Source organism: Devosia sp. LjRoot3 (assembly GCF_964252865.1).
Taxonomy (GTDB): Bacteria; Pseudomonadota; Alphaproteobacteria; order Rhizobiales; family Devosiaceae; genus Devosia.
In genome coordinates, this window is the sequence record NZ_CAXUPK020000001.1 from 1136843 (window position 1) to 1153182 (window position 16340).

Sequence of the window (16340 nt, forward strand, 5' to 3'; positions counted from 1 at the left end):
CTGCGGCCCCGATTGCCCTCGTGGCGCCGTGAGCGCCCTTCAGCACAAGGTCAAGAAAATGGTTGAGCAGCCTTCGGGCGTGGCGGCCGCAGACGAGCGCATCCAGCGCCAGTCGGCCCTGCGTCGAGCTTTCGTGCGCCCCGAATTGGGCGCCATGACCGGAACGGTCCTGGTCTTCGTCTACTTCGCCCTCGTCGCCGGTGGCACCGGCATGTTCGCCGCCGATGGCATCATGAACTGGGGGGTCGTCTCCGCCCAGTTCGTCATCATCGCGGTCGGCGCCTGCCTTCTCATGATCGCCGGTGAATTCGATCTCTCCGTCGGCTCGATGATCGGCTTTGCCGGCATTGTCATCGCGCTTCTCAGCGTGCATCTGGGCTGGCCCATGTGGGCCGCCATCATCGCCGCCTTCATCGTCGCCATGCTGATCGGCATGGCCAATGGCTACCTCGTCATCAAGACTGGCCTGCCATCCTTCATCGTCACCCTGGCCTCGCTCTACATCCTGCGCGGCCTCACCATCTATTTCTCCATCGCCACGACCCGTCAGACCATCATCGGCGGCGTTCGCGAAGCGGCGGAAGGCGATTGGCTCGCCCCGTTCTTCGGCGGCAAGATTCTCGGCTTCTTCTTCGTCTGGCTGGCCGATATGGGCCTCATCGCCACCTTCCAGGCCGGCAACAGGGCAGGGCAGCCCGTCGTCGATGGCATTCCCATGCTGATGGTCTGGGCACTCGCCCTCATCATCTTCGGTCACATCCTGCTTACGCGTACCCGCTTCGGCAACTGGATCTACGCTGCCGGCGGCGACGCCAAGGCCGCGCGCTATGTCGGCGTCCCGGTGAACCGGGTAAAAATCGCCATGTTCGTCTTCTCCGCCTTCTGCGCCACAGTCTTCGCCACCTGCCAGGTCATGGAATTCGGCTCCGCCGCCGCCGACCGCGGCCTCCTCAAGGAGTTCGAAGCCATCATCGCTGTGGTCATCGGCGGCGCGCTGCTCACTGGCGGCTACGGCTCGGTCATTGGCGCCGCCCTCGGTGCATTGATCTTCGGTGTCGTGCAGCAAGGTCTGTTCTTCGCCGGCGTCGAAAGCTCGCTTTTCCGCGTCTTCCTCGGCGTCATCCTGCTCTTCGCGGTGATCCTCAATACCTATATCCGCCGCCTGATCACGGGGGAGCGCTGAGTCATGGCCGACACACCCCTCATCGAACTCATCGACATCAAGAAGCAGTTCGGCCCCGTCATTGCCCTCAACGGCGTCTCCGTCTCCGTCATGCCCGGCGAGTGCCATTGCCTCCTCGGCGACAATGGCGCCGGCAAGTCGACCTTCATCAAGACCATGGCCGGCGTCCACAAGCCGACCTCGGGCGAAATCCGCATGAATGGCGAAAAGATCAACTTTGCCAATCCGCGCGATGCCATGACTGCGGGTGTCGCCACGGTCTACCAGGACCTAGCGATGATCCCGCTCATGTCGGTCACGCGAAACTTCTGGATGGGCCGCGAACCGCGAAAGGGCTGGGGACCCTTCCAGTTCCTTGACATGGAAAAGGCCAATCAGGTCACCCTCGACGAAATGCGCCGCATGGGCATCAACCTGCGTGAACCCGACCAGGCCGTTGGCACCCTCTCGGGCGGCGAGCGTCAAACCGTCGCCATCGCCCGCGCCGTCTATTTTGGTGCCAAGGTGCTCATCCTCGACGAGCCAACCTCCGCCCTCGGCGTCCGCCAGACAGCCAATGTCCTCGCCACCATCGACCGCGTGCGAAAAACCGGTGTCGGCATCATCTTCATCACTCACAATGTCCGCCACGCCATGGCAGTGGGCGATCGCTTCACCGTCCTCAATCGCGGCAAGACTCTCGGCACCGCCCGCAAGGGCGAACTCAAACCCGAGGAACTGCAGGACATGATGGCCGGCGGCGCCGAGCTGGCCGAACTCAGCAGCTCCCTCGGCGGCACCATCTAGCAATCGACCGGGGCGCCGCCGGGCGCCCCGCCATCATCTTGAGGACATCATGACAGACACCATCGGCGTCGGCCTCATCGGCACTGGCTATATGGGCAAGTGCCACGCCTTGGCCTGGACCTCGGTCAAACCCGTCTTCGGCTCCGGCCCCCGACCGCGCCTCGTCCACCTCGCCGAAGCCAATATCGACCTGGCCCGCCAGCGCGCCGAAGAATTCGGCTTCGAGCACGCGACCGCAGACTGGCGCGATCTCATCGCCAATCCCGAAGTGCAGGTGGTCTCCATCACCACCCCCAACGCCTTCCACGCCGAGATGGCCGTCGCCGCTCTCGAAGCCGGCAAGCACGTCTGGTGTGAAAAACCCATGGCCGTCGGCTTCTCTGAAGCCCAGCGCATGGAAGCCGCCGCCCGCAAGAGCGGCAAGGTTGCCATCCTCGGCTACAACTACATCCAGAACCCGCTCGTCCGGCAGATCGGTGAACTCATCGCCTCCGGCGCCATCGGCACGGTCAATCACGTCCGCGTCGAAATGGACGAAGATTTCATGGCCGACCCCGAGGCCCAGTTCTACTGGAAGAGCGAAGCCAGCTCCGGCTATGGCGCCCTCGACGATTTCGCCGTCCACCCGCTGAGCCTTCTGCAGACTCTCCTCGGCAACCCGACCCGAGTCTTCGCCCACCAGTCGAAACCCTATCCCGACCGCCCAACGGGTAATGGCATCCGCCGCACGGTTGAAACCTTCGACATAGCCAGCGTGCTCTTCGAGATCGGTGCCATCAGCGGCGTCCTCTCGGTCAATCGCTCCGCCTGGGGCCGCAAGGGCCGCATCGCCCTCCAGATCTTCGGCTCCGCCGGCAGCCTGGTCTACGATCAGGAGCGCATGAACGAGCTACAGCTCTATCGCGCCACCGGACCGGCAACCGCCCAGGGCTACCAGACCATCATCGCCGCGCCCGCCCACAAGCCCTATGACCGCTTCATCCCCGCGCCCGGCCATGGCCTCGGCTTCAACGACCTGAAAGTCATCGAATGCCACGAACTGCTGCGAACCATTTCCGGTGAAAAGGGCAGGGTGGTCGACTTCGCCAACGGGCTCGAGATCGAGCGCACCGTCCACGCCATGGCCCGCAGCCACGAAGAGCAGCGCTGGATCGATCTCGCCTAGCTCTTCCGATCGAGCCCCAGATACGCCGTCAATTCCCGGGCCGCCGCACTGCCGGCCCGGTTCGCCCCAATCGTCGAGGCAGAAGGCCCATAGCCCACCAGATGCACTCGCGGGTCTTTCGCGACTTGCGTCGCCAGCCGCCCGGTCATGACGATCCCGCCACTCTCCTCGCGCAGCTGTAACGGCGCCAGATGATCGAGCGCACTTCGAAATCCCGTGCACCAGAGGATGACGTCGACATCAAGCGCCGTCCCATCCTCCCAGCGCACCCCGTTAGGTGTGATCTCCGTAAACATCGGCATCCGCTCGAGCACCCCGCGCGCCCGCATGGCGTCGATCGCCGGCGTCACCGGCAAACCGGTCACCGAAACAACCGCCCGGGGCGGCAATCCCGCCCGCACCCGCTCCTCGACCAAGGCCACGGCCGCGCGTCCGTCTTCCTCCCTGAACGGTCCCTCCCGCCAACGTGGCGGTGTGCGCGTCACCCAGGTGGTCCGCGTCACCTGGGAAATCTCGCCCAGCAACTGCACCGCCGAAATCCCGCCCCCGACGACAAGCACATGCTTTCCGGCAAACTCGTCCGCCGACTTGTAGTCCCGCGTATGCAGCTGGCGGCCGCCAAAGCTCGAAGCGCCCGGGTACTCCGGAATATACGGCTTCTCCCAGGTCCCGGTCGCATTGATGATTCCACGCGCCGAAAACAGCCCGCGATCACTCTCGACTCGCAACCGTTCTCCCCGGTCACAGACCACGCTCACATGCGTCGGCCGCACCACGCCCAGCTCGAAATGCTCCTCATAGGCAGCGAAATAGTGCGGCACGGCCACCGAGGCCTGCACACTGTCATCGCCTCCCGCAAACTCCGCAAACCCCATCCCCGGCAGATCATGCACCCGATTGACGGTGCTCAGGGTCAGCGATGGCCAGCGATACTGCCACGCACCACCCGCCTGCGGCGCCTGGTCCAGAACCAGAAAATCGCGCTGCGGCGCAAGACCCAATGCCTTGAGATGATACGCCGAACTCAATCCCGCCTGTCCTGCGCCGATCACCACGATGTCGAGTTTGAGGGCGGCGCGTGGTGTTTGGTCGGTCAAGTGAGAGAACTCCGGCAGGCGGTCCAGAGTTAGGTGCAGCAATGGAGAGAGGCAAGTCGGTGAAGCGGGCAGGGCTCCCATGTGTGACTCAAAATGAGACTCTGTTAACCCTTGCCGAACGCCTTCGGGCGAATCCGTCCATTGCGCCAATGGAGCGTCAAACGGGCCAAACCTCCCGGAATGCATAGCTCTCCCGCGAATTTTTCCGCGAAAGAATCCTTGACTGAGCGAGTCAACGGTTCTAAACAGCGCCTACCTTAGCGGTCGGTCGTGGTTGTCACACCGGGTCCCTGCCATCTAGCGCGGGAATCCAGGACAATCAAACACACTGTCGGGTAACTAGACGAAGCAAATCAATGTGCGCATGACCGTCCTCATTTTTGGGGCTGGTCCGCTGCAAATTGGGGCGCCGCCCGATCCTTTGTAGGTTCGGATGAGCGCCACTTTGGTTTGCTTGTGTAGACCGAACTAGAATTTTTGGACGATGGAAAGAGCGCAATGCCCACCATTAATCAGCTGATCCGCAAGCCACGCGCCAGCAAGCCAAAGCGGAACAAAGTTCCCGCCATGGAAGCCAATCCGCAGAAGCGCGGCGTTTGCTCCCGTGTGTACACCACGACCCCGAAGAAGCCGAACTCGGCTCTGCGTAAGGTTGCGAAGGTTCGCCTGACCAACCAGCGCGAAGTGATTTCCTACATCCCGGGTGAGGGTCACAATCTGCAGGAGCACTCCGTTGTGCTCATCCGCGGCGGTCGCGTTCGCGATTTGCCGGGCGTTCGCTACCACGTGCTCCGCGGCGTCCTCGACACGCAGAGCGTGAAGGACCGCAAGCAGCGCCGGTCCAAGTATGGCGCGAAGCGTCCGAAGTAAGGAGATATTGAGCGATGTCCCGTCGTCACCGCGCCGAGAAGCGTGAAGTTATTCCTGATCCCAAGTTCGGCGATCTGGTCGTTTCCAAGTTCATGAATTCGCTCATGAAGGACGGCAAGAAGTCGGCTGCAGAATCCATCGTCTATGGCGCTTTCGACATCGTCGAAACCAAGACGAAGCAGGACCCGATCACTGTGTTCCACAACGCCCTGGACAATATCCGTCCGGCCGTTGAAGTCCGTTCGCGCCGCGTTGGTGGTGCTACGTACCAGGTTCCGGTTGAAGTCCGCACTGACCGTCAGCAGGCCCTGGCCATCCGTTGGCTCATCGAATCCGCCCGCAAGCGTGGCGAGAACACCATGCGTGAGCGCCTCTCGGGCGAACTCATGGACGCGATGAATGGCCGTGGTCAGGCCGTCAAGAAGCGCGAAGATACGCACCGTATGGCTGATGCCAACCGTGCCTTCTCGCACTACCGCTGGTAGTAGGAGCGCCCTATGGCACGCGAATATCCTATTAATCTGTATCGTAACTTCGGCATCATGGCTCACATCGATGCTGGCAAGACGACCACGACCGAACGCATCCTCTACTACACCGGCAAGTCCCATAAGATCGGCGAAGTCCACGACGGCGCTGCGACCATGGACTGGATGGAGCAGGAACAGGAACGCGGCATCACCATTACGTCGGCCGCTACGACCACGTTCTGGAAGGACCGCAACGGTACCCAGCACCGCTTCAACATCATCGACACCCCCGGCCACGTGGACTTCACCATCGAAGTCGAACGTTCGCTGCGCGTGCTCGACGGTGCCGTAGCTCTGCTCGACGCCAATGCTGGCGTTGAACCGCAGACCGAAACCGTGTGGCGTCAGGCTGACAAGTACCACGTTCCGCGTCTCATCTTCGTCAACAAGATGGACAAGACCGGCGCCGACTTCTACCGCTGCGTGGAAATGATCGGTTCGCGTCTCGGCGCCCGTGGCGTTCCGGTTCAGCTGCCGATCGGCGCTGAAACCGAATTCAAGGGCGTTGTCGACCTCATCGAGATGAATGCTCTGGTGTGGCGCAACGAAGAGCTCGGCGCTCAGTGGGATGTCGTCGACATTCCGGCCGACCTCAAGGACAAGGCCGTCAAGTACCGCGAACAGCTCATCGAAGCCGCCGTCGAAATGGACGACGCTGCGATGGAAGCGTACCTCAACGGTGAAGTGCCGAACAACGACACCATCCGTCGCCTGCTTCGTCAGGGCGTCATCGGTGCCAAGTTCTTCCTGGTCTTCGCTGGCTCGGCGTTCAAGAACAAGGGCGTGCAGCCCCTGCTCGATGGCGTTATCGACTATCTGCCGTCCCCGCTCGACGTTCCTGCTATCCAGGGCATCGACGCCAAGACCGAGCAGCCGATCGAACGTCACGCTGACGATGCTGAACCGCTCTCGATGCTGGCTTTCAAGATCGCCAACGACCCGCACATGGGTACGCTGACCTTCTGCCGCATCTATTCGGGTCACCTCGAAGCCGGCATCAGCCTGGAAAACACCGTGAAGGGCAAGCGCGAACGCGTTGGCCGCATGTTCCAGATGCACGCCAACAGCCGTGAGCAGATCACTGAAGCCTTTGCTGGTGACATCGTCGCCATCGTCGGCCTCAAGGACACCACGACCGGTGACACGCTGGCTCCGACCAACTCGCAGGTCATCCTCGAGCGCATGATCTTCCCGGATCCGGTTATCGACATCTCCGTCGAGCCGAAGTCCAAGGCCGACCAGGAAAAGATGGGCCTCGCCCTGAACCGCCTGGCAGCTGAAGATCCGTCGTTCCGCGTCAAGACCGACGAAGAATCCGGCCAGACCATCATCTCGGGCATGGGCGAACTTCACCTCGACATTCTCGTCGACCGTATGCGTCGCGAGTTCAAGGTTGAAGCCAATATCGGCCAGCCGCAGGTTGCGTACCGTGAGACGATCACGCGCAAGACCGACAAGGACTACACCCACAAGAAGCAGTCGGGTGGTTCGGGTCAGTTCGCTCGTATCAAGATCACTGTCGAGCCGGGTGAAGTTGGCAAGGGCCTCGAGTTCGTCAACGCCATCGTCGGCGGCGCTGTTCCCAAGGAATACGTCCCGGGCGTGCTCAAGGGTGTCGAATCGGTCATGGGCGCAGGCCCGCTGATCGGCTTCCCCGTCGTTGACGTGAAGGTCACCCTGACCGACGGCGCTTACCACGACGTCGACTCTTCGGTGCTCGCGTTCGAAATCGCCGGCCGTGCAGGCTTCCGTGAGGCTCTTCGTGAAGCCGGTCCGAAAATTCTCGAACCGATCATGAAGGTTGAAGTTGTCACGCCGGAAGATTACATGGGCGACGTCATCGGCGATCTCAACTCGCGTCGTGGACAGATCCAGGGCACTGAAGGCCGTGGTGTTGTTCAGGTCGTGAATGCGTTCGTGCCGCTTGCAAACATGTTCGGGTATGTGAACTCGCTGCGCTCCATGAGCCAGGGTCGTGCACAGTATTCCATGGTGTTCGATCACTACGAACAGGTCCCGCAGGCTGTCGCTGACGAAGTCCAGGCCAAGTACGCCTAAAACCAGCGCAAGCTAGTCAAGAAACTCAACTGTATGTCGGCCATTGCGCTGACGAATTTGGAGAAAAGCTATGGGTAAGGAAAAATTTTCCCGCTCCAAGCCGCACTGCAACATCGGCACCATCGGTCACGTTGACCATGGCAAGACCTCGCTGACCGCAGCGATCACCAAGGTGCTGGCTGAGACCGGCGGCGCGACCTTCAAGGCGTACGATCAGATCGACGCGGCCCCTGAAGAGAAGGCCCGCGGCATCACCATCAACACCGCTCACGTCGAGTACGAGACTGCAAAGCGTCACTACGCTCACGTCGACTGCCCCGGCCACGCTGACTATGTGAAGAACATGATCACCGGTGCTGCCCAGATGGACGGCGCGATCCTCGTCGTGTCGGCTGCTGACGGCCCGATGCCCCAGACCCGTGAGCACATCCTGCTCGCTCGTCAGGTCGGTGTGCCGGCTCTCGTCGTGTTCCTGAACAAGTGCGACATGGTCGACGATCCGGAACTGCTCGAGCTCGTCGAACTCGAAGTTCGCGAACTGCTCTCGTCCTACGAATTCCCGGGCGACGACATTCCGATCATCAAGGGCTCGGCTCTCGCCGCTCTCGAAAACTCGGACCAGAAGCTCGGCCACGACGCCGTTCTCGAGCTGATGGCTGCTGTTGACGAATACATCCCGCAGCCGGAACGTCCGGTTGACCAGCCGTTCCTCCTCCCGATCGAAGACGTGTTCTCGATCTCGGGTCGTGGTACCGTGGTTACCGGTCGCGTCGAACGCGGCATCGTCAAGGTTGGCGAAGAAGTCGAAATCGTCGGCATCAAGGCAACCCAGAAGACCACCGTTACCGGTGTCGAAATGTTCCGCAAGCTGCTCGATTCGGGTGAAGCTGGCGACAACATCGGCGCTCTGATCCGTGGTATCGACCGCACTCAGGTTGAGCGCGGCCAGGTTCTCTGCAAGCCCGGTTCCGTGACCCCGCACACCGACTTCACGGCTGAGGTCTACATCCTCACCAAGGAAGAAGGCGGCCGTCACACTCCGTTCTTCGGCAACTACCGCCCGCAGTTCTACTTCCGTACCACGGACGTGACCGGCATCGTGACCCTTCCCGAAGGCACCGAGATGGTGATGCCGGGCGACAACCTGAACATCAACGTTCAGCTGATCGTTCCGATCGCCATGGAAGAGAAGCTCCGCTTCGCTATCCGTGAAGGTGGCCGTACCGTTGGTTCGGGCGTCGTCGCCACGATCCTGAAGTAAGCCTTTTGAGACATTCGCGGCGCGCGATTAAGCGCGCCGCGATCTTTTTCCGTCAGGATTTGAGAAGATGAACGGTCAGAATATCCGCATCCGCCTCAAGGCGTTTGACCATCGCGTGCTCGACACTTCGACCCGCGAGATCGTCAACACCGCAAAGCGTACGGGTGCCCAGGTTCGCGGTCCGATTCCGCTGCCGACCCGCATCGACAAGTTCACCGTCAACCGCTCGCCGCACATCGACAAGAAGGCGCGTGAGCAGTTTGAGATCCGGACCCACAAGCGTCTGCTTGACATTGTGGACCCGACCCCTCAGACGGTCGATGCACTGATGAAGCTCGATCTCGCCGCCGGCGTCGACGTCGAAATCAAGCTCTAAGAATACGACAATAAGTTTCCGCGCCTGCCGCAAAAAGGGTCCTCTGAAGCCATGACCCGGCAGAGCGCCAACAAGAAGGTATAACCGATGCGTTCTGGATTGATCGCACAGAAGCTGGGGATGACCCGCATCTTCGCCGAGGACGGCTCGCACGTTCCGGTCACGGTGCTGGCCCTGCAGAACTGCCAGGTGGTAGCACAGCGCACCGTCGAGAAGGACGGCTACGTTGCTCTGCAGCTCGGCGCAGGCCAGGCCAAGGCCAAGAATGTCTCGAAAGCTGAGCGCGGCCACTACGCCGTTGCCAAGGTCGAGCCGAAGCGTCACGTCGCGGAGTTCCGCGTTGATGCTGAAAACCTCATCGAGGTTGGCGCCACCCTCAAGGCGGATCACTTCGCCGAGGGCCAGCTTGTCGACGTCACGGGTACGTCGATCGGTAAGGGTTTTGCCGGTGGTATGAAGCGCTGGAACTTCGGTGGTCTGCGTGCTTCCCACGGTGTGTCGGTTTCGCACCGCTCGATCGGTTCGACCGGTGGCCGTCAGGACCCGGGTAAGACCTTCAAGAACAAGAAGATGCCGGGCCACATGGGCGATCGTCGCATCACCACGCAGAACGTCAAGGTCGTCAAGACCGACGTGGAACGTGGTCTGCTGCTGATCCAGGGTTCGGTTCCGGGCGCCAAGGGCGCTTGGATCATGGTCAAGGACGCCGTCAAGAAGCCGGCTCCCGCGAACGTTGCCCTGCCGGGTTCGTTCGAGGCCGCTGCTGCGGGAGAAGCGAAGTAAATGGAACTCAAGGTAACCACTCTCGACGGTAAGTCCGCCGGTACGGTCGATCTCAAGGACGATGTCTTTGGTCTCGAAGTCCGCGCCGACATCCTGCACCGTATGGTTCGCTACCAGCAACTCAAGGCAATGGCCGGCACGCACGACGTGAAGAACCGTTCCGAAGGCGTGCGCACGGGCAAGAAGTTCAAGAAGCAGAAGGGCGGCGGCGCTCGTCACGGCGATCGCAAGGCTCCCCAGTTCCGTGGTGGTGGCCGTGCATTCGGTCCGACCCCGCGTAGCCACGCGATTGATCTTCCCAAGAAGGTCCGCGTTCTCGCTCTCAAGCACGCTCTCTCGTCCAAGGCCAAGGCTGGCTCGCTGATCGTTCTCGACAGCGTTGCTCAGGCTGAAGCCAAGACGGCCGCTCTGCGTACCACGTTCGGTAAGCTGGAATGGGCAAGCGCGCTGATCATCGATGGCGCAAACGTCGACCAGAACTTTGCTCTGGCCGCCCGCAACATCCCGAACATCGACGTGCTGCCGATCCAGGGGATCAACGTTGTTTCGATCCTGAAGCGCGACAAGCTCGTCCTGACCAAGGCAGCGCTCGAAGCGCTCGAAGCGAGGTTCGCATGAACAAGCTTGCCGCTTACGATATCGTCCGTAACCCCGTCGTGACCGAAAAGTCGACGATGGCTTCGGAATACAACCAGGTCGTTTTCGACGTGGCGATTGATGCCAGCAAGACCGAGATCAAGGCCGCCGTTGAGCAGCTCTTCTCGGTCAAGGTCAAGGCAGTGAACACCCTGGTCCGCAAGGGCAAGGTGAAGCGCTTCCGTGGCAAGGTTGGCGTCCGCAATGACGTTAAGAAGGCCATCGTGACCCTCGTCGACGGCCAGTCGATCGATATTTCGACCGGCCTCTAAGGGACAAGAGACAGCAAAATGGCTCTAAAGACTTATAATCCCACCTCCGAAGGCCGTCGTACCCTTATCACGACCGACCGTTCGGAACTCTGGAAGGGCTCCCCGGTCAAGTCGTTGACCGAAGGCCTGAACAAGAGCGGCGGCCGTAACAACACCGGTCGCATCACTGCCTACCACCGTGGTGGTGGTCACAAGCGCTCTTACCGCATGATCGACTTCAAGCGCGTGAAGTTCGACGCAGTCGGGACGATTGAACGTCTCGAATACGATCCGAACCGCACCGCATGGATCGCTCTCGTCAAGTACGAAGACGGCGAACTGGCCTACATCGTTGCTCCGCAGCGTCTGGCCGCCGGCGACAAGGTCATCTCCTCGATGAACACTGTCGACGTGAAGCCGGGCAATGCAATGCCGCTCGAGCGTATGCCGGTCGGCACCATCGTGCACAACGTCGAACTGAAGCCCCGCAAGGGTGGCCAGGTCGCCCGTTCTGCCGGTGCCTATGCCCAGTACGTCGGCCGTGACCAGGGTTGGGCGATCCTTCGCCTGAACTCGGGCGAACAGCGCCGCGTCCATGGTTCGTGCCTCGCCACCGTTGGCGCCGTGTCCAACCAGGACCACGCCAATACCTCGCTCGGCAAGGCCGGTCGCAACCGTTGGCTCGGCAAGAAGCCGGTCAACCGTGGTGTGACCATGAACCCGGTCGACCACCCGCATGGTGGTGGTGAAGGCCGTACCTCTGGTGGCCGTCACCCGGTTTCTCCGTGGGGCAAGCCGACCAAGGGCAAGCGTACGCGTTCCAACAAGGCAACGGACCAGTTTATCGTTCGCAGCCGTCACGTGAAGAAGGGCAGGTAAGTCATGACCCGTTCAGTTTGGAAGGGGCCGTTTGTCGACGGCTACATGCTCAAGAAGGCCGAGAAGGCCCTGAGCTCGGGCCGCAACGATGTGATCAAGATCTGGTCGCGTCGTTCGACGATCCTGCCACAGTTTGTCGGCATCACGTTCGGCGTGCACAACGGCCAGAAGCATGTTCCGGTGTCCGTCACCGAAGACATGATCGGTCACAAGTTTGGCGAGTTCGCCCCGACCCGTACCTACTACGGTCACGCGGCCGACAAGAAGGCCAAGAGGAAGTAAGATGAGCAAGCCAAAGACTGAGCGCGCTCTCAAAGACAACGAGGCTAAGGCTGTCCTGCGCATGCTGCGCATCAGCCCTCAGAAGCTGAACCTCGTCGCGCAGTTGATCCGTGGCAAGAAGGTTGAGAAGGCCCTGGCCGATCTCGAATTCAGCCACAAGCGCATCTCCGGCCAGGTGAAGAAGGTGCTCGAGAGCGCCATCGCCAACGCTGAGAACAACCACGGCCTCGACACCGACGCTCTCGTCGTTGCTGAAGCCTTCGTCGGCAACTCGCTGGTCATGAAGCGTTTCATGGCCCGCGGTCGCGGTAAGTCGGCTCGTGTCGAGAAGCCATTCTCGCATCTGACGATCATCGTCCGGCAAGTTGAGGAGGCCGCATAATGGGCCAGAAGATCAATCCCATTGGCTTCCGCCTGGGCATCAACCGCACCTGGGATAGCCGCTGGTTCGCCAACAAGGGCGAATACGGCACGCTGCTCCAGGAAGACCTGAAGATCCGTACCACTCTGATGAAGGATCTGAAGGCTGCTGCCGTTTCGAAGATCGTCATCGAGCGTCCGCACCGCAAGTGCCGCGTGTCGATCCACACTGCCCGTCCGGGCATTGTGATCGGCAAGAAGGGCGCTGACATCGACAAGATCCGCGCCAAGGTCAAGAAGTTCACCGACAGCGAAGTGCACATCAACATCGTTGAAGTGCGCAAGCCGGAAACCGACGCGACCCTCGTTGCCCAGGGCATTGCCCAGCAGCTGGAACGCCGCGTTGCCTTCCGTCGTGCCATGAAGCGTGCAGTGCAGACTGCAATCCGCATGGGCGCCGGCGGCATCCGCGTCAACGTTGGTGGCCGTCTCGGCGGTGCCGATATCGCCCGTACCGAATGGTACCGCGAAGGCCGTGTGCCGCTGCACACCCTGCGCGCCGACATCGACTACGGCACGGCTGAAGCTGAAACCACGTATGGCATCATCGGCATCAAGGTCTGGGTCTTCAAGGGCGAAGTCCTTGAGCATGATCCGTCCGCCCATGAGCGTCGCGCCACCGAAGGTGGTGGTGAAGGTGGCCAGCGTTCTGAGCGCGAACCGCGTCGTGAACGCGGCGACCGCGATCGCGAACGCGCATAAGAAGGTTGAACGACTATGCTGCAACCGAAACGTACTAAGTTCCGTAAGGCCCATAAGGGCCGCATCCATGGCCTGGCCAAGGGTGGTACCGATCTGGCGTTCGGCCAGTATGCACTCAAGGCCACCGAGCCGGAACGTGTTACTGCCCGCCAGATCGAAGCGGCCCGTCGCGCTATCACTCGTGAGATGAAGCGTCAGGGTCGTGTTTGGATCCGGATTTTCCCGGATCTGCCGGTTTCCAAGAAGCCCACCGAAGTCCGAATGGGTAAGGGTAAGGGTTCCGTGGAGTACTGGGCGGCGCGCGTAAAGCCGGGTCGCATCGTTTTTGAGATTGACGGCGTACCCGAAGACGTTGCAAAGGAGGCGCTTCGCCTCGGAGCAATGAAGTTGCCGATCACCACGCGCATCGTTACGCGCATTGTCGACTAAGGAACACGAGCATGAAAGCCAGTGATGTGCGGAGCAAAACCGCAGACGAACTGAAAGATCAGCTCGTCGACCTGAAGAAAGAACAGTTTAACCTGCGTTTCCAGCGCGCTACTCAGCAGTTGGAAAAGCCGGCCCGGGTCAAGGAAGTCCGCCGCGATATCGCGCGGATCAAGACGATCCTCGGCCAACAGAACGCAGCTAAGTAAGGAATAAAACCCATGCCAAAGCGCGTTTTGCAGGGGACTGTTGTCTCCGACGCTAACGAAAAGACGATCGTCGTCCGCGTCGAGCGCCGTTTCACGCACCCCCTTCTGAAGAAGACAGTGCGTCGTTCCAAGAAGTACCACGCCCACGATGAAGCTAATGTGGCTAAAGTCGGTGACGTGGTGTGGATCGAAGAGACCGCGCCGATCAGCAAGAACAAGCGCTGGACGCTTGTTCCGTCTGCGTAAGAGAAATTGAAATTAGGTCGGCGAGCCGGATGACGGTGCAGCCGGTTCAACTAGAAGGCATCCAGTTATGATCCAGATGCAGTCCAATCTCGACGTCGCGGACAACTCCGGCGCTCGTCGTGTCATGTGCATCAAGGTGCTGGGCGGTTCGCATCGCAAATACGCCTCGGTCGGCGACATTATTGTCGTTTCGGTCAAGGACGCTATTCCGCGTGGCCGCGTTAAGAAGGGCCAGGTAATGAAGGCCGTGGTGGTTCGCACCGCGACTGACATCCGTCGCCCCGATGGCACCGTCATCCGTTTTGACAAGAACGCCGCGGTTCTGATTAACAATCAGAAAGAGCCGATCGGCACCCGTATCTTCGGACCGGTTCCGCGCGAACTCCGCGCTCGCAACCACATGAAGATCATCTCGCTCGCCCCAGAGGTGCTGTAATGGCCTCCAAGATCAAGAAGGGCGATAAAGTCGTCGTCCTGGCTGGCAAGGACAAGGGCAAGACCGGTCAGGTCCTGTCTGTCATCCCAACCGAAACCAAGGCGCTTGTCCAGGGTATCAACCTTGTGCGCAAGCATCAGAAGCAGACTGCCTCGCAGGACGCCGGTATCTTCACCAAGGAAGCGCCGATCCACCTGTCGAACCTGGCCGTTGCTGACAAGGCTGGCAAGCCGACTCGCGTCGGTTTCCAGATCAAGGACGGCGTGAAGACCCGCGTCGCCAAGTCGACCGGAGACCAGATCGATGGCTGAGACCGTCTACATTCCGCGCCTGCGCACCTACTATGACGAGACCATTCGTGCCGAACTCACCAAGCAGTTCGAGTACAAGAACGTCATGGAGCTGCCCAAGCTCGACAAGATCGTCCTGAACATGGGCGTTGGCGAAGCCGTCAACGACACCAAGAAGGTCAAGTCGGCTGCTGCCGAGCTTGAGAAGATCGCTGGCCAGAAGCCGGTTATCACTCATGCCCGCAAGTCGATCGCCGGCTTCAAGGTCCGTGAAGAAATGCCGCTCGGCGTGAAGGTCACGCTGCGCAAGACCCGCATGTACGAGTTCCTGGATCGTCTGGTGAACATCGCACTGCCGCGCGTCCGCGACTTCCGTGGCCTGAACCCGAACTCCTTCGACGGCCGTGGCAACTATGCCATGGGCATCAAGGAACACATCATTTTCCCCGAGATCAACTATGATCAGATCGATCAGGTCTGGGGTATGGATATCGTGATTGCCACGACTGCCAAGACGGATGATGAAGCTCGTGCTCTGCTGCGCGCTTTCAACTTCCCGTTCCGCCAGTAAGCGGGCAGGGAAGGGATAAAGGATCAGGACATGGCAAAGACCAGCTCCATCGAAAAGAACAATAAGCGCGCTGCGCTCGCCAAGCAGTATGCTGGCAAGCGCGCCGAGCTCAAGGCGACCGTCAAGGACCAGAATCTGCCGATTGAGGAGCGCTTCAAGGCGACCCTCAAGCTGGCCGAACTGCCGCGCAACTCCGCAAAGGTTCGCGTTCGCAACCGTTGCGAAGTCTCCGGTCGTCCGCGTGGCTACTATCGCAAGCTCAAGCTGAGCCGTATCGCCCTGCGTCAGCTGGGCAACCTGGGTCAGATCCCGGGTCTCGTTAAGTCGAGCTGGTAAGGAGAGACACAGATGAGCTTTTCCGATCCCATCGGCGATATGCTGACCCGCATCCGCAACGCTCAGGAGCGTCGCAAGAATACCGTTTCGACTCCGGCATCGACCCTTCGTGGTCGCGTGCTGGATGTTCTCCAGTCCGAGGGTTTCATCCGCGGCTACTCGGAGACCAAGTTCGAGAACGGCGCTGCCGAATACGAAATCGAACTGAAGTATTCGGACAATGAAGGCGTGATCCGCACCATCGAGCGCGTTTCCCGTCCTGGCCGCCGCGTGTACGCGTCGGTTAAGAATATTCCTCAGGTGGCTAACGGCCTCGGTGTTTCGATCCTCTCCACCCCCAAGGGTGTGATGGCCGACCACGAAGCCAAGGCCGCTAACGTTGGTGGCGAGGTACTCTGCCGCGTCTTCTAATGCGTGTGGGCCCGAAGCTCATTGAAGCACTTCGAGGGTGAGTGGATTCCACTTTCCTGTTGAATGTGCGGCAAAAACTGATAGGAGCGCGATCAACGTTTCTCGGAAACGCTGGTCGGCTCCGTTTTCGGGCACT

General features: G+C 60.7%; 24 protein-coding genes. 23 read left to right on the plus strand and 1 reads right to left on the minus strand.

Annotation, left to right across the window (positions count from 1 at the left end):
* The first annotated feature begins 58 nt into the window (after positions 1–58).
* From ACSQ2A_RS05455 to ACSQ2A_RS05465, 3 genes are read left to right on the plus strand one after another with little or no spacing between them, the layout of a single operon-like run.
* Positions 59–1183, plus strand: a complete 1125-nt coding sequence (locus tag ACSQ2A_RS05455) for an ABC transporter permease (protein WP_436071393.1) — start codon at positions 59–61, stop codon at positions 1181–1183.
* A 3-nt stretch (positions 1184–1186) separates the two neighbouring features.
* Positions 1187–1969, plus strand: a complete 783-nt coding sequence (locus tag ACSQ2A_RS05460) for an ATP-binding cassette domain-containing protein (RefSeq protein WP_303988573.1) — start codon at positions 1187–1189, stop codon at positions 1967–1969.
* Between the two features lie 49 nt (positions 1970–2018).
* A complete protein-coding gene (locus ACSQ2A_RS05465; RefSeq protein WP_436071394.1) occupies positions 2019–3134 on the plus strand; it encodes a Gfo/Idh/MocA family protein in 1116 nt (371 codons plus the stop codon).
* Here ACSQ2A_RS05465 and ACSQ2A_RS05470 read toward each other — a convergent pair.
* Positions 3131–4231 carry an NAD(P)-binding domain-containing protein gene (locus ACSQ2A_RS05470; protein ID WP_436071395.1) on the minus strand — a complete coding sequence of 367 codons (1101 nt, stop codon included), beginning with the start codon at positions 4229–4231 and terminating at the stop codon, positions 3131–3133. The two genes, ACSQ2A_RS05465 and ACSQ2A_RS05470, sit on opposite strands and share 4 nt — an antisense overlap.
* A 498-nt stretch (positions 4232–4729) precedes the next feature.
* On the opposite strand from ACSQ2A_RS05470, the gene rpsL reads away from it, so the two are divergent.
* The 20 genes from rpsL to rpsH all read left to right on the plus strand — a co-directional run bounded on the left by rpsL (position 4730) and on the right by rpsH (position 16204).
* On the plus strand, positions 4730–5101 hold the full coding sequence (rpsL, locus tag ACSQ2A_RS05475; RefSeq protein ID WP_035080811.1) for a 30S ribosomal protein S12: 372 nt from the start codon (positions 4730–4732) through the stop codon (positions 5099–5101).
* A 14-nt stretch (positions 5102–5115) separates the two neighbouring features.
* On the plus strand, positions 5116–5586 hold the full coding sequence (gene rpsG / locus ACSQ2A_RS05480) for a 30S ribosomal protein S7 (protein ID WP_035080814.1): 471 nt from the start codon (positions 5116–5118) through the stop codon (positions 5584–5586).
* 12 nt (positions 5587–5598) lie between these two features.
* Positions 5599–7689 carry an elongation factor G gene (gene fusA / locus ACSQ2A_RS05485; protein WP_303988548.1) on the plus strand — a complete coding sequence of 697 codons (2091 nt, stop codon included), beginning with the start codon at positions 5599–5601 and terminating at the stop codon, positions 7687–7689.
* Positions 7690–7759: 70 nt separating this feature from the next.
* The gene (tuf, locus tag ACSQ2A_RS05490; protein ID WP_303988545.1) at positions 7760–8950 is read left to right on the plus strand and encodes an elongation factor Tu; all 1191 of its coding nucleotides are present in this window, start codon (positions 7760–7762) and stop codon (positions 8948–8950) included.
* A 67-nt stretch (positions 8951–9017) separates the two neighbouring features.
* Positions 9018–9326 (plus strand): 30S ribosomal protein S10, encoded by a 309-nt coding sequence (rpsJ, locus tag ACSQ2A_RS05495; RefSeq protein WP_035080820.1) that lies wholly within the window; start codon positions 9018–9020, stop codon positions 9324–9326.
* Between the two features lie 87 nt (positions 9327–9413).
* Entirely contained in the window at positions 9414–10109 is a 696-nt protein-coding gene (gene rplC, locus ACSQ2A_RS05500; RefSeq protein WP_291418216.1) for a 50S ribosomal protein L3, read from the plus strand.
* Positions 10110–10727: a 50S ribosomal protein L4 gene (gene rplD, locus ACSQ2A_RS05505; RefSeq protein ID WP_035080824.1), complete on the plus strand. Its 618-nt coding sequence runs from the start codon at positions 10110–10112 to the stop codon at positions 10725–10727. It abuts the gene before it with no gap.
* Entirely contained in the window at positions 10724–11017 is a 294-nt protein-coding gene (locus tag ACSQ2A_RS05510; protein ID WP_198875315.1) for a 50S ribosomal protein L23, read from the plus strand. The genes rplD and ACSQ2A_RS05510 overlap by 4 nt, the downstream gene beginning before the upstream one ends.
* A gap of 18 nt (positions 11018–11035) precedes the next feature.
* Complete coding sequence (gene rplB, locus ACSQ2A_RS05515) at positions 11036–11875, plus strand: 50S ribosomal protein L2 (RefSeq protein ID WP_436071396.1); 840 nt, start codon at positions 11036–11038, stop codon at positions 11873–11875.
* A 3-nt stretch (positions 11876–11878) separates the two neighbouring features.
* On the plus strand, positions 11879–12157 hold the full coding sequence (gene rpsS / locus ACSQ2A_RS05520; RefSeq protein WP_291418209.1) for a 30S ribosomal protein S19: 279 nt from the start codon (positions 11879–11881) through the stop codon (positions 12155–12157).
* 1 nt (position 12158) lies between these two features.
* Positions 12159–12539, plus strand: coding sequence for a 50S ribosomal protein L22 (rplV, locus tag ACSQ2A_RS05525; protein ID WP_035080834.1), 381 nt, complete (start codon positions 12159–12161; stop codon positions 12537–12539).
* Positions 12539–13279 carry a 30S ribosomal protein S3 gene (rpsC, locus tag ACSQ2A_RS05530; RefSeq protein WP_291406734.1) on the plus strand — a complete coding sequence of 247 codons (741 nt, stop codon included), beginning with the start codon at positions 12539–12541 and terminating at the stop codon, positions 13277–13279. Before rplV ends, rpsC begins: the two co-directional genes overlap by 1 nt.
* A gap of 15 nt (positions 13280–13294) precedes the next feature.
* Positions 13295–13708: a 50S ribosomal protein L16 gene (rplP, locus tag ACSQ2A_RS05535; RefSeq protein WP_046141104.1), complete on the plus strand. Its 414-nt coding sequence runs from the start codon at positions 13295–13297 to the stop codon at positions 13706–13708.
* An 11-nt stretch (positions 13709–13719) separates the two neighbouring features.
* Positions 13720–13914 (plus strand): 50S ribosomal protein L29, encoded by a 195-nt coding sequence (gene rpmC / locus ACSQ2A_RS05540; protein WP_056308254.1) that lies wholly within the window; start codon positions 13720–13722, stop codon positions 13912–13914.
* A gap of 12 nt (positions 13915–13926) precedes the next feature.
* Positions 13927–14160 carry a 30S ribosomal protein S17 gene (gene rpsQ, locus ACSQ2A_RS05545; protein WP_035080842.1) on the plus strand — a complete coding sequence of 78 codons (234 nt, stop codon included), beginning with the start codon at positions 13927–13929 and terminating at the stop codon, positions 14158–14160.
* Between the two features lie 67 nt (positions 14161–14227).
* The gene (gene rplN / locus ACSQ2A_RS05550; protein ID WP_035080843.1) at positions 14228–14596 is read left to right on the plus strand and encodes a 50S ribosomal protein L14; all 369 of its coding nucleotides are present in this window, start codon (positions 14228–14230) and stop codon (positions 14594–14596) included.
* Positions 14596–14907, plus strand: coding sequence for a 50S ribosomal protein L24 (gene rplX / locus ACSQ2A_RS05555; protein WP_291418204.1), 312 nt, complete (start codon positions 14596–14598; stop codon positions 14905–14907). Before rplN ends, rplX begins: the two co-directional genes overlap by 1 nt.
* The gene (rplE, locus tag ACSQ2A_RS05560) at positions 14900–15457 is read left to right on the plus strand and encodes a 50S ribosomal protein L5 (protein ID WP_295416458.1); all 558 of its coding nucleotides are present in this window, start codon (positions 14900–14902) and stop codon (positions 15455–15457) included. The genes rplX and rplE overlap by 8 nt, the downstream gene beginning before the upstream one ends.
* 30 nt (positions 15458–15487) lie before the next feature.
* Positions 15488–15793: a 30S ribosomal protein S14 gene (gene rpsN, locus ACSQ2A_RS05565; RefSeq protein ID WP_295416455.1), complete on the plus strand. Its 306-nt coding sequence runs from the start codon at positions 15488–15490 to the stop codon at positions 15791–15793.
* A 12-nt stretch (positions 15794–15805) separates the two neighbouring features.
* The gene (rpsH, locus tag ACSQ2A_RS05570; RefSeq protein ID WP_035080850.1) at positions 15806–16204 is read left to right on the plus strand and encodes a 30S ribosomal protein S8; all 399 of its coding nucleotides are present in this window, start codon (positions 15806–15808) and stop codon (positions 16202–16204) included.
* Positions 16205–16340: the final 136 nt, after the last annotated feature.

Bases quoted from the DNA above. Each gene is read 5' to 3' on its own strand.
- ACSQ2A_RS05465 (WP_436071394.1), top strand. From the start codon at position 2,019: ATGACAGACACCATCGGCGTCGGCCTCATCGGCACTGGCTATATGGGC.
- rpsG (WP_035080814.1), top strand. From the start codon at position 5,116: ATGTCCCGTCGTCACCGCGCCGAGAAGCGTGAAGTTATTCCTGATCCC.
- rpsS (WP_291418209.1), top strand. From the start codon at position 11,879: ATGACCCGTTCAGTTTGGAAGGGGCCGTTTGTCGACGGCTACATGCTC.
- rpsN (WP_295416455.1), top strand. From the start codon at position 15,488: ATGGCAAAGACCAGCTCCATCGAAAAGAACAATAAGCGCGCTGCGCTC.
- rpmC (WP_056308254.1), top strand. From the start codon at position 13,720: ATGAAAGCCAGTGATGTGCGGAGCAAAACCGCAGACGAACTGAAAGAT.
- ACSQ2A_RS05455 (WP_436071393.1), top strand. From the start codon at position 59: ATGGTTGAGCAGCCTTCGGGCGTGGCGGCCGCAGACGAGCGCATCCAG.
- tuf (WP_303988545.1), top strand. From the start codon at position 7,760: ATGGGTAAGGAAAAATTTTCCCGCTCCAAGCCGCACTGCAACATCGGC.
- rplC (WP_291418216.1), top strand. From the start codon at position 9,414: ATGCGTTCTGGATTGATCGCACAGAAGCTGGGGATGACCCGCATCTTC.
- ACSQ2A_RS05460 (WP_303988573.1), top strand. From the start codon at position 1,187: ATGGCCGACACACCCCTCATCGAACTCATCGACATCAAGAAGCAGTTC.
- rpsQ (WP_035080842.1), top strand. From the start codon at position 13,927: ATGCCAAAGCGCGTTTTGCAGGGGACTGTTGTCTCCGACGCTAACGAA.
- rpsJ (WP_035080820.1), top strand. From the start codon at position 9,018: ATGAACGGTCAGAATATCCGCATCCGCCTCAAGGCGTTTGACCATCGC.
- fusA (WP_303988548.1), top strand. From the start codon at position 5,599: ATGGCACGCGAATATCCTATTAATCTGTATCGTAACTTCGGCATCATG.
- rpsL (WP_035080811.1), top strand. From the start codon at position 4,730: ATGCCCACCATTAATCAGCTGATCCGCAAGCCACGCGCCAGCAAGCCA.
- rplX (WP_291418204.1), top strand. From the start codon at position 14,596: ATGGCCTCCAAGATCAAGAAGGGCGATAAAGTCGTCGTCCTGGCTGGC.
- rplD (WP_035080824.1), top strand. From the start codon at position 10,110: ATGGAACTCAAGGTAACCACTCTCGACGGTAAGTCCGCCGGTACGGTC.
- ACSQ2A_RS05510 (WP_198875315.1), top strand. From the start codon at position 10,724: ATGAACAAGCTTGCCGCTTACGATATCGTCCGTAACCCCGTCGTGACC.
- rplP (WP_046141104.1), top strand. From the start codon at position 13,295: ATGCTGCAACCGAAACGTACTAAGTTCCGTAAGGCCCATAAGGGCCGC.
- rplV (WP_035080834.1), top strand. From the start codon at position 12,159: ATGAGCAAGCCAAAGACTGAGCGCGCTCTCAAAGACAACGAGGCTAAG.
- rpsH (WP_035080850.1), top strand. From the start codon at position 15,806: ATGAGCTTTTCCGATCCCATCGGCGATATGCTGACCCGCATCCGCAAC.
- rplN (WP_035080843.1), top strand. From the start codon at position 14,228: ATGATCCAGATGCAGTCCAATCTCGACGTCGCGGACAACTCCGGCGCT.
- rplB (WP_436071396.1), top strand. From the start codon at position 11,036: ATGGCTCTAAAGACTTATAATCCCACCTCCGAAGGCCGTCGTACCCTT.
- rpsC (WP_291406734.1), top strand. From the start codon at position 12,539: ATGGGCCAGAAGATCAATCCCATTGGCTTCCGCCTGGGCATCAACCGC.
- rplE (WP_295416458.1), top strand. From the start codon at position 14,900: ATGGCTGAGACCGTCTACATTCCGCGCCTGCGCACCTACTATGACGAG.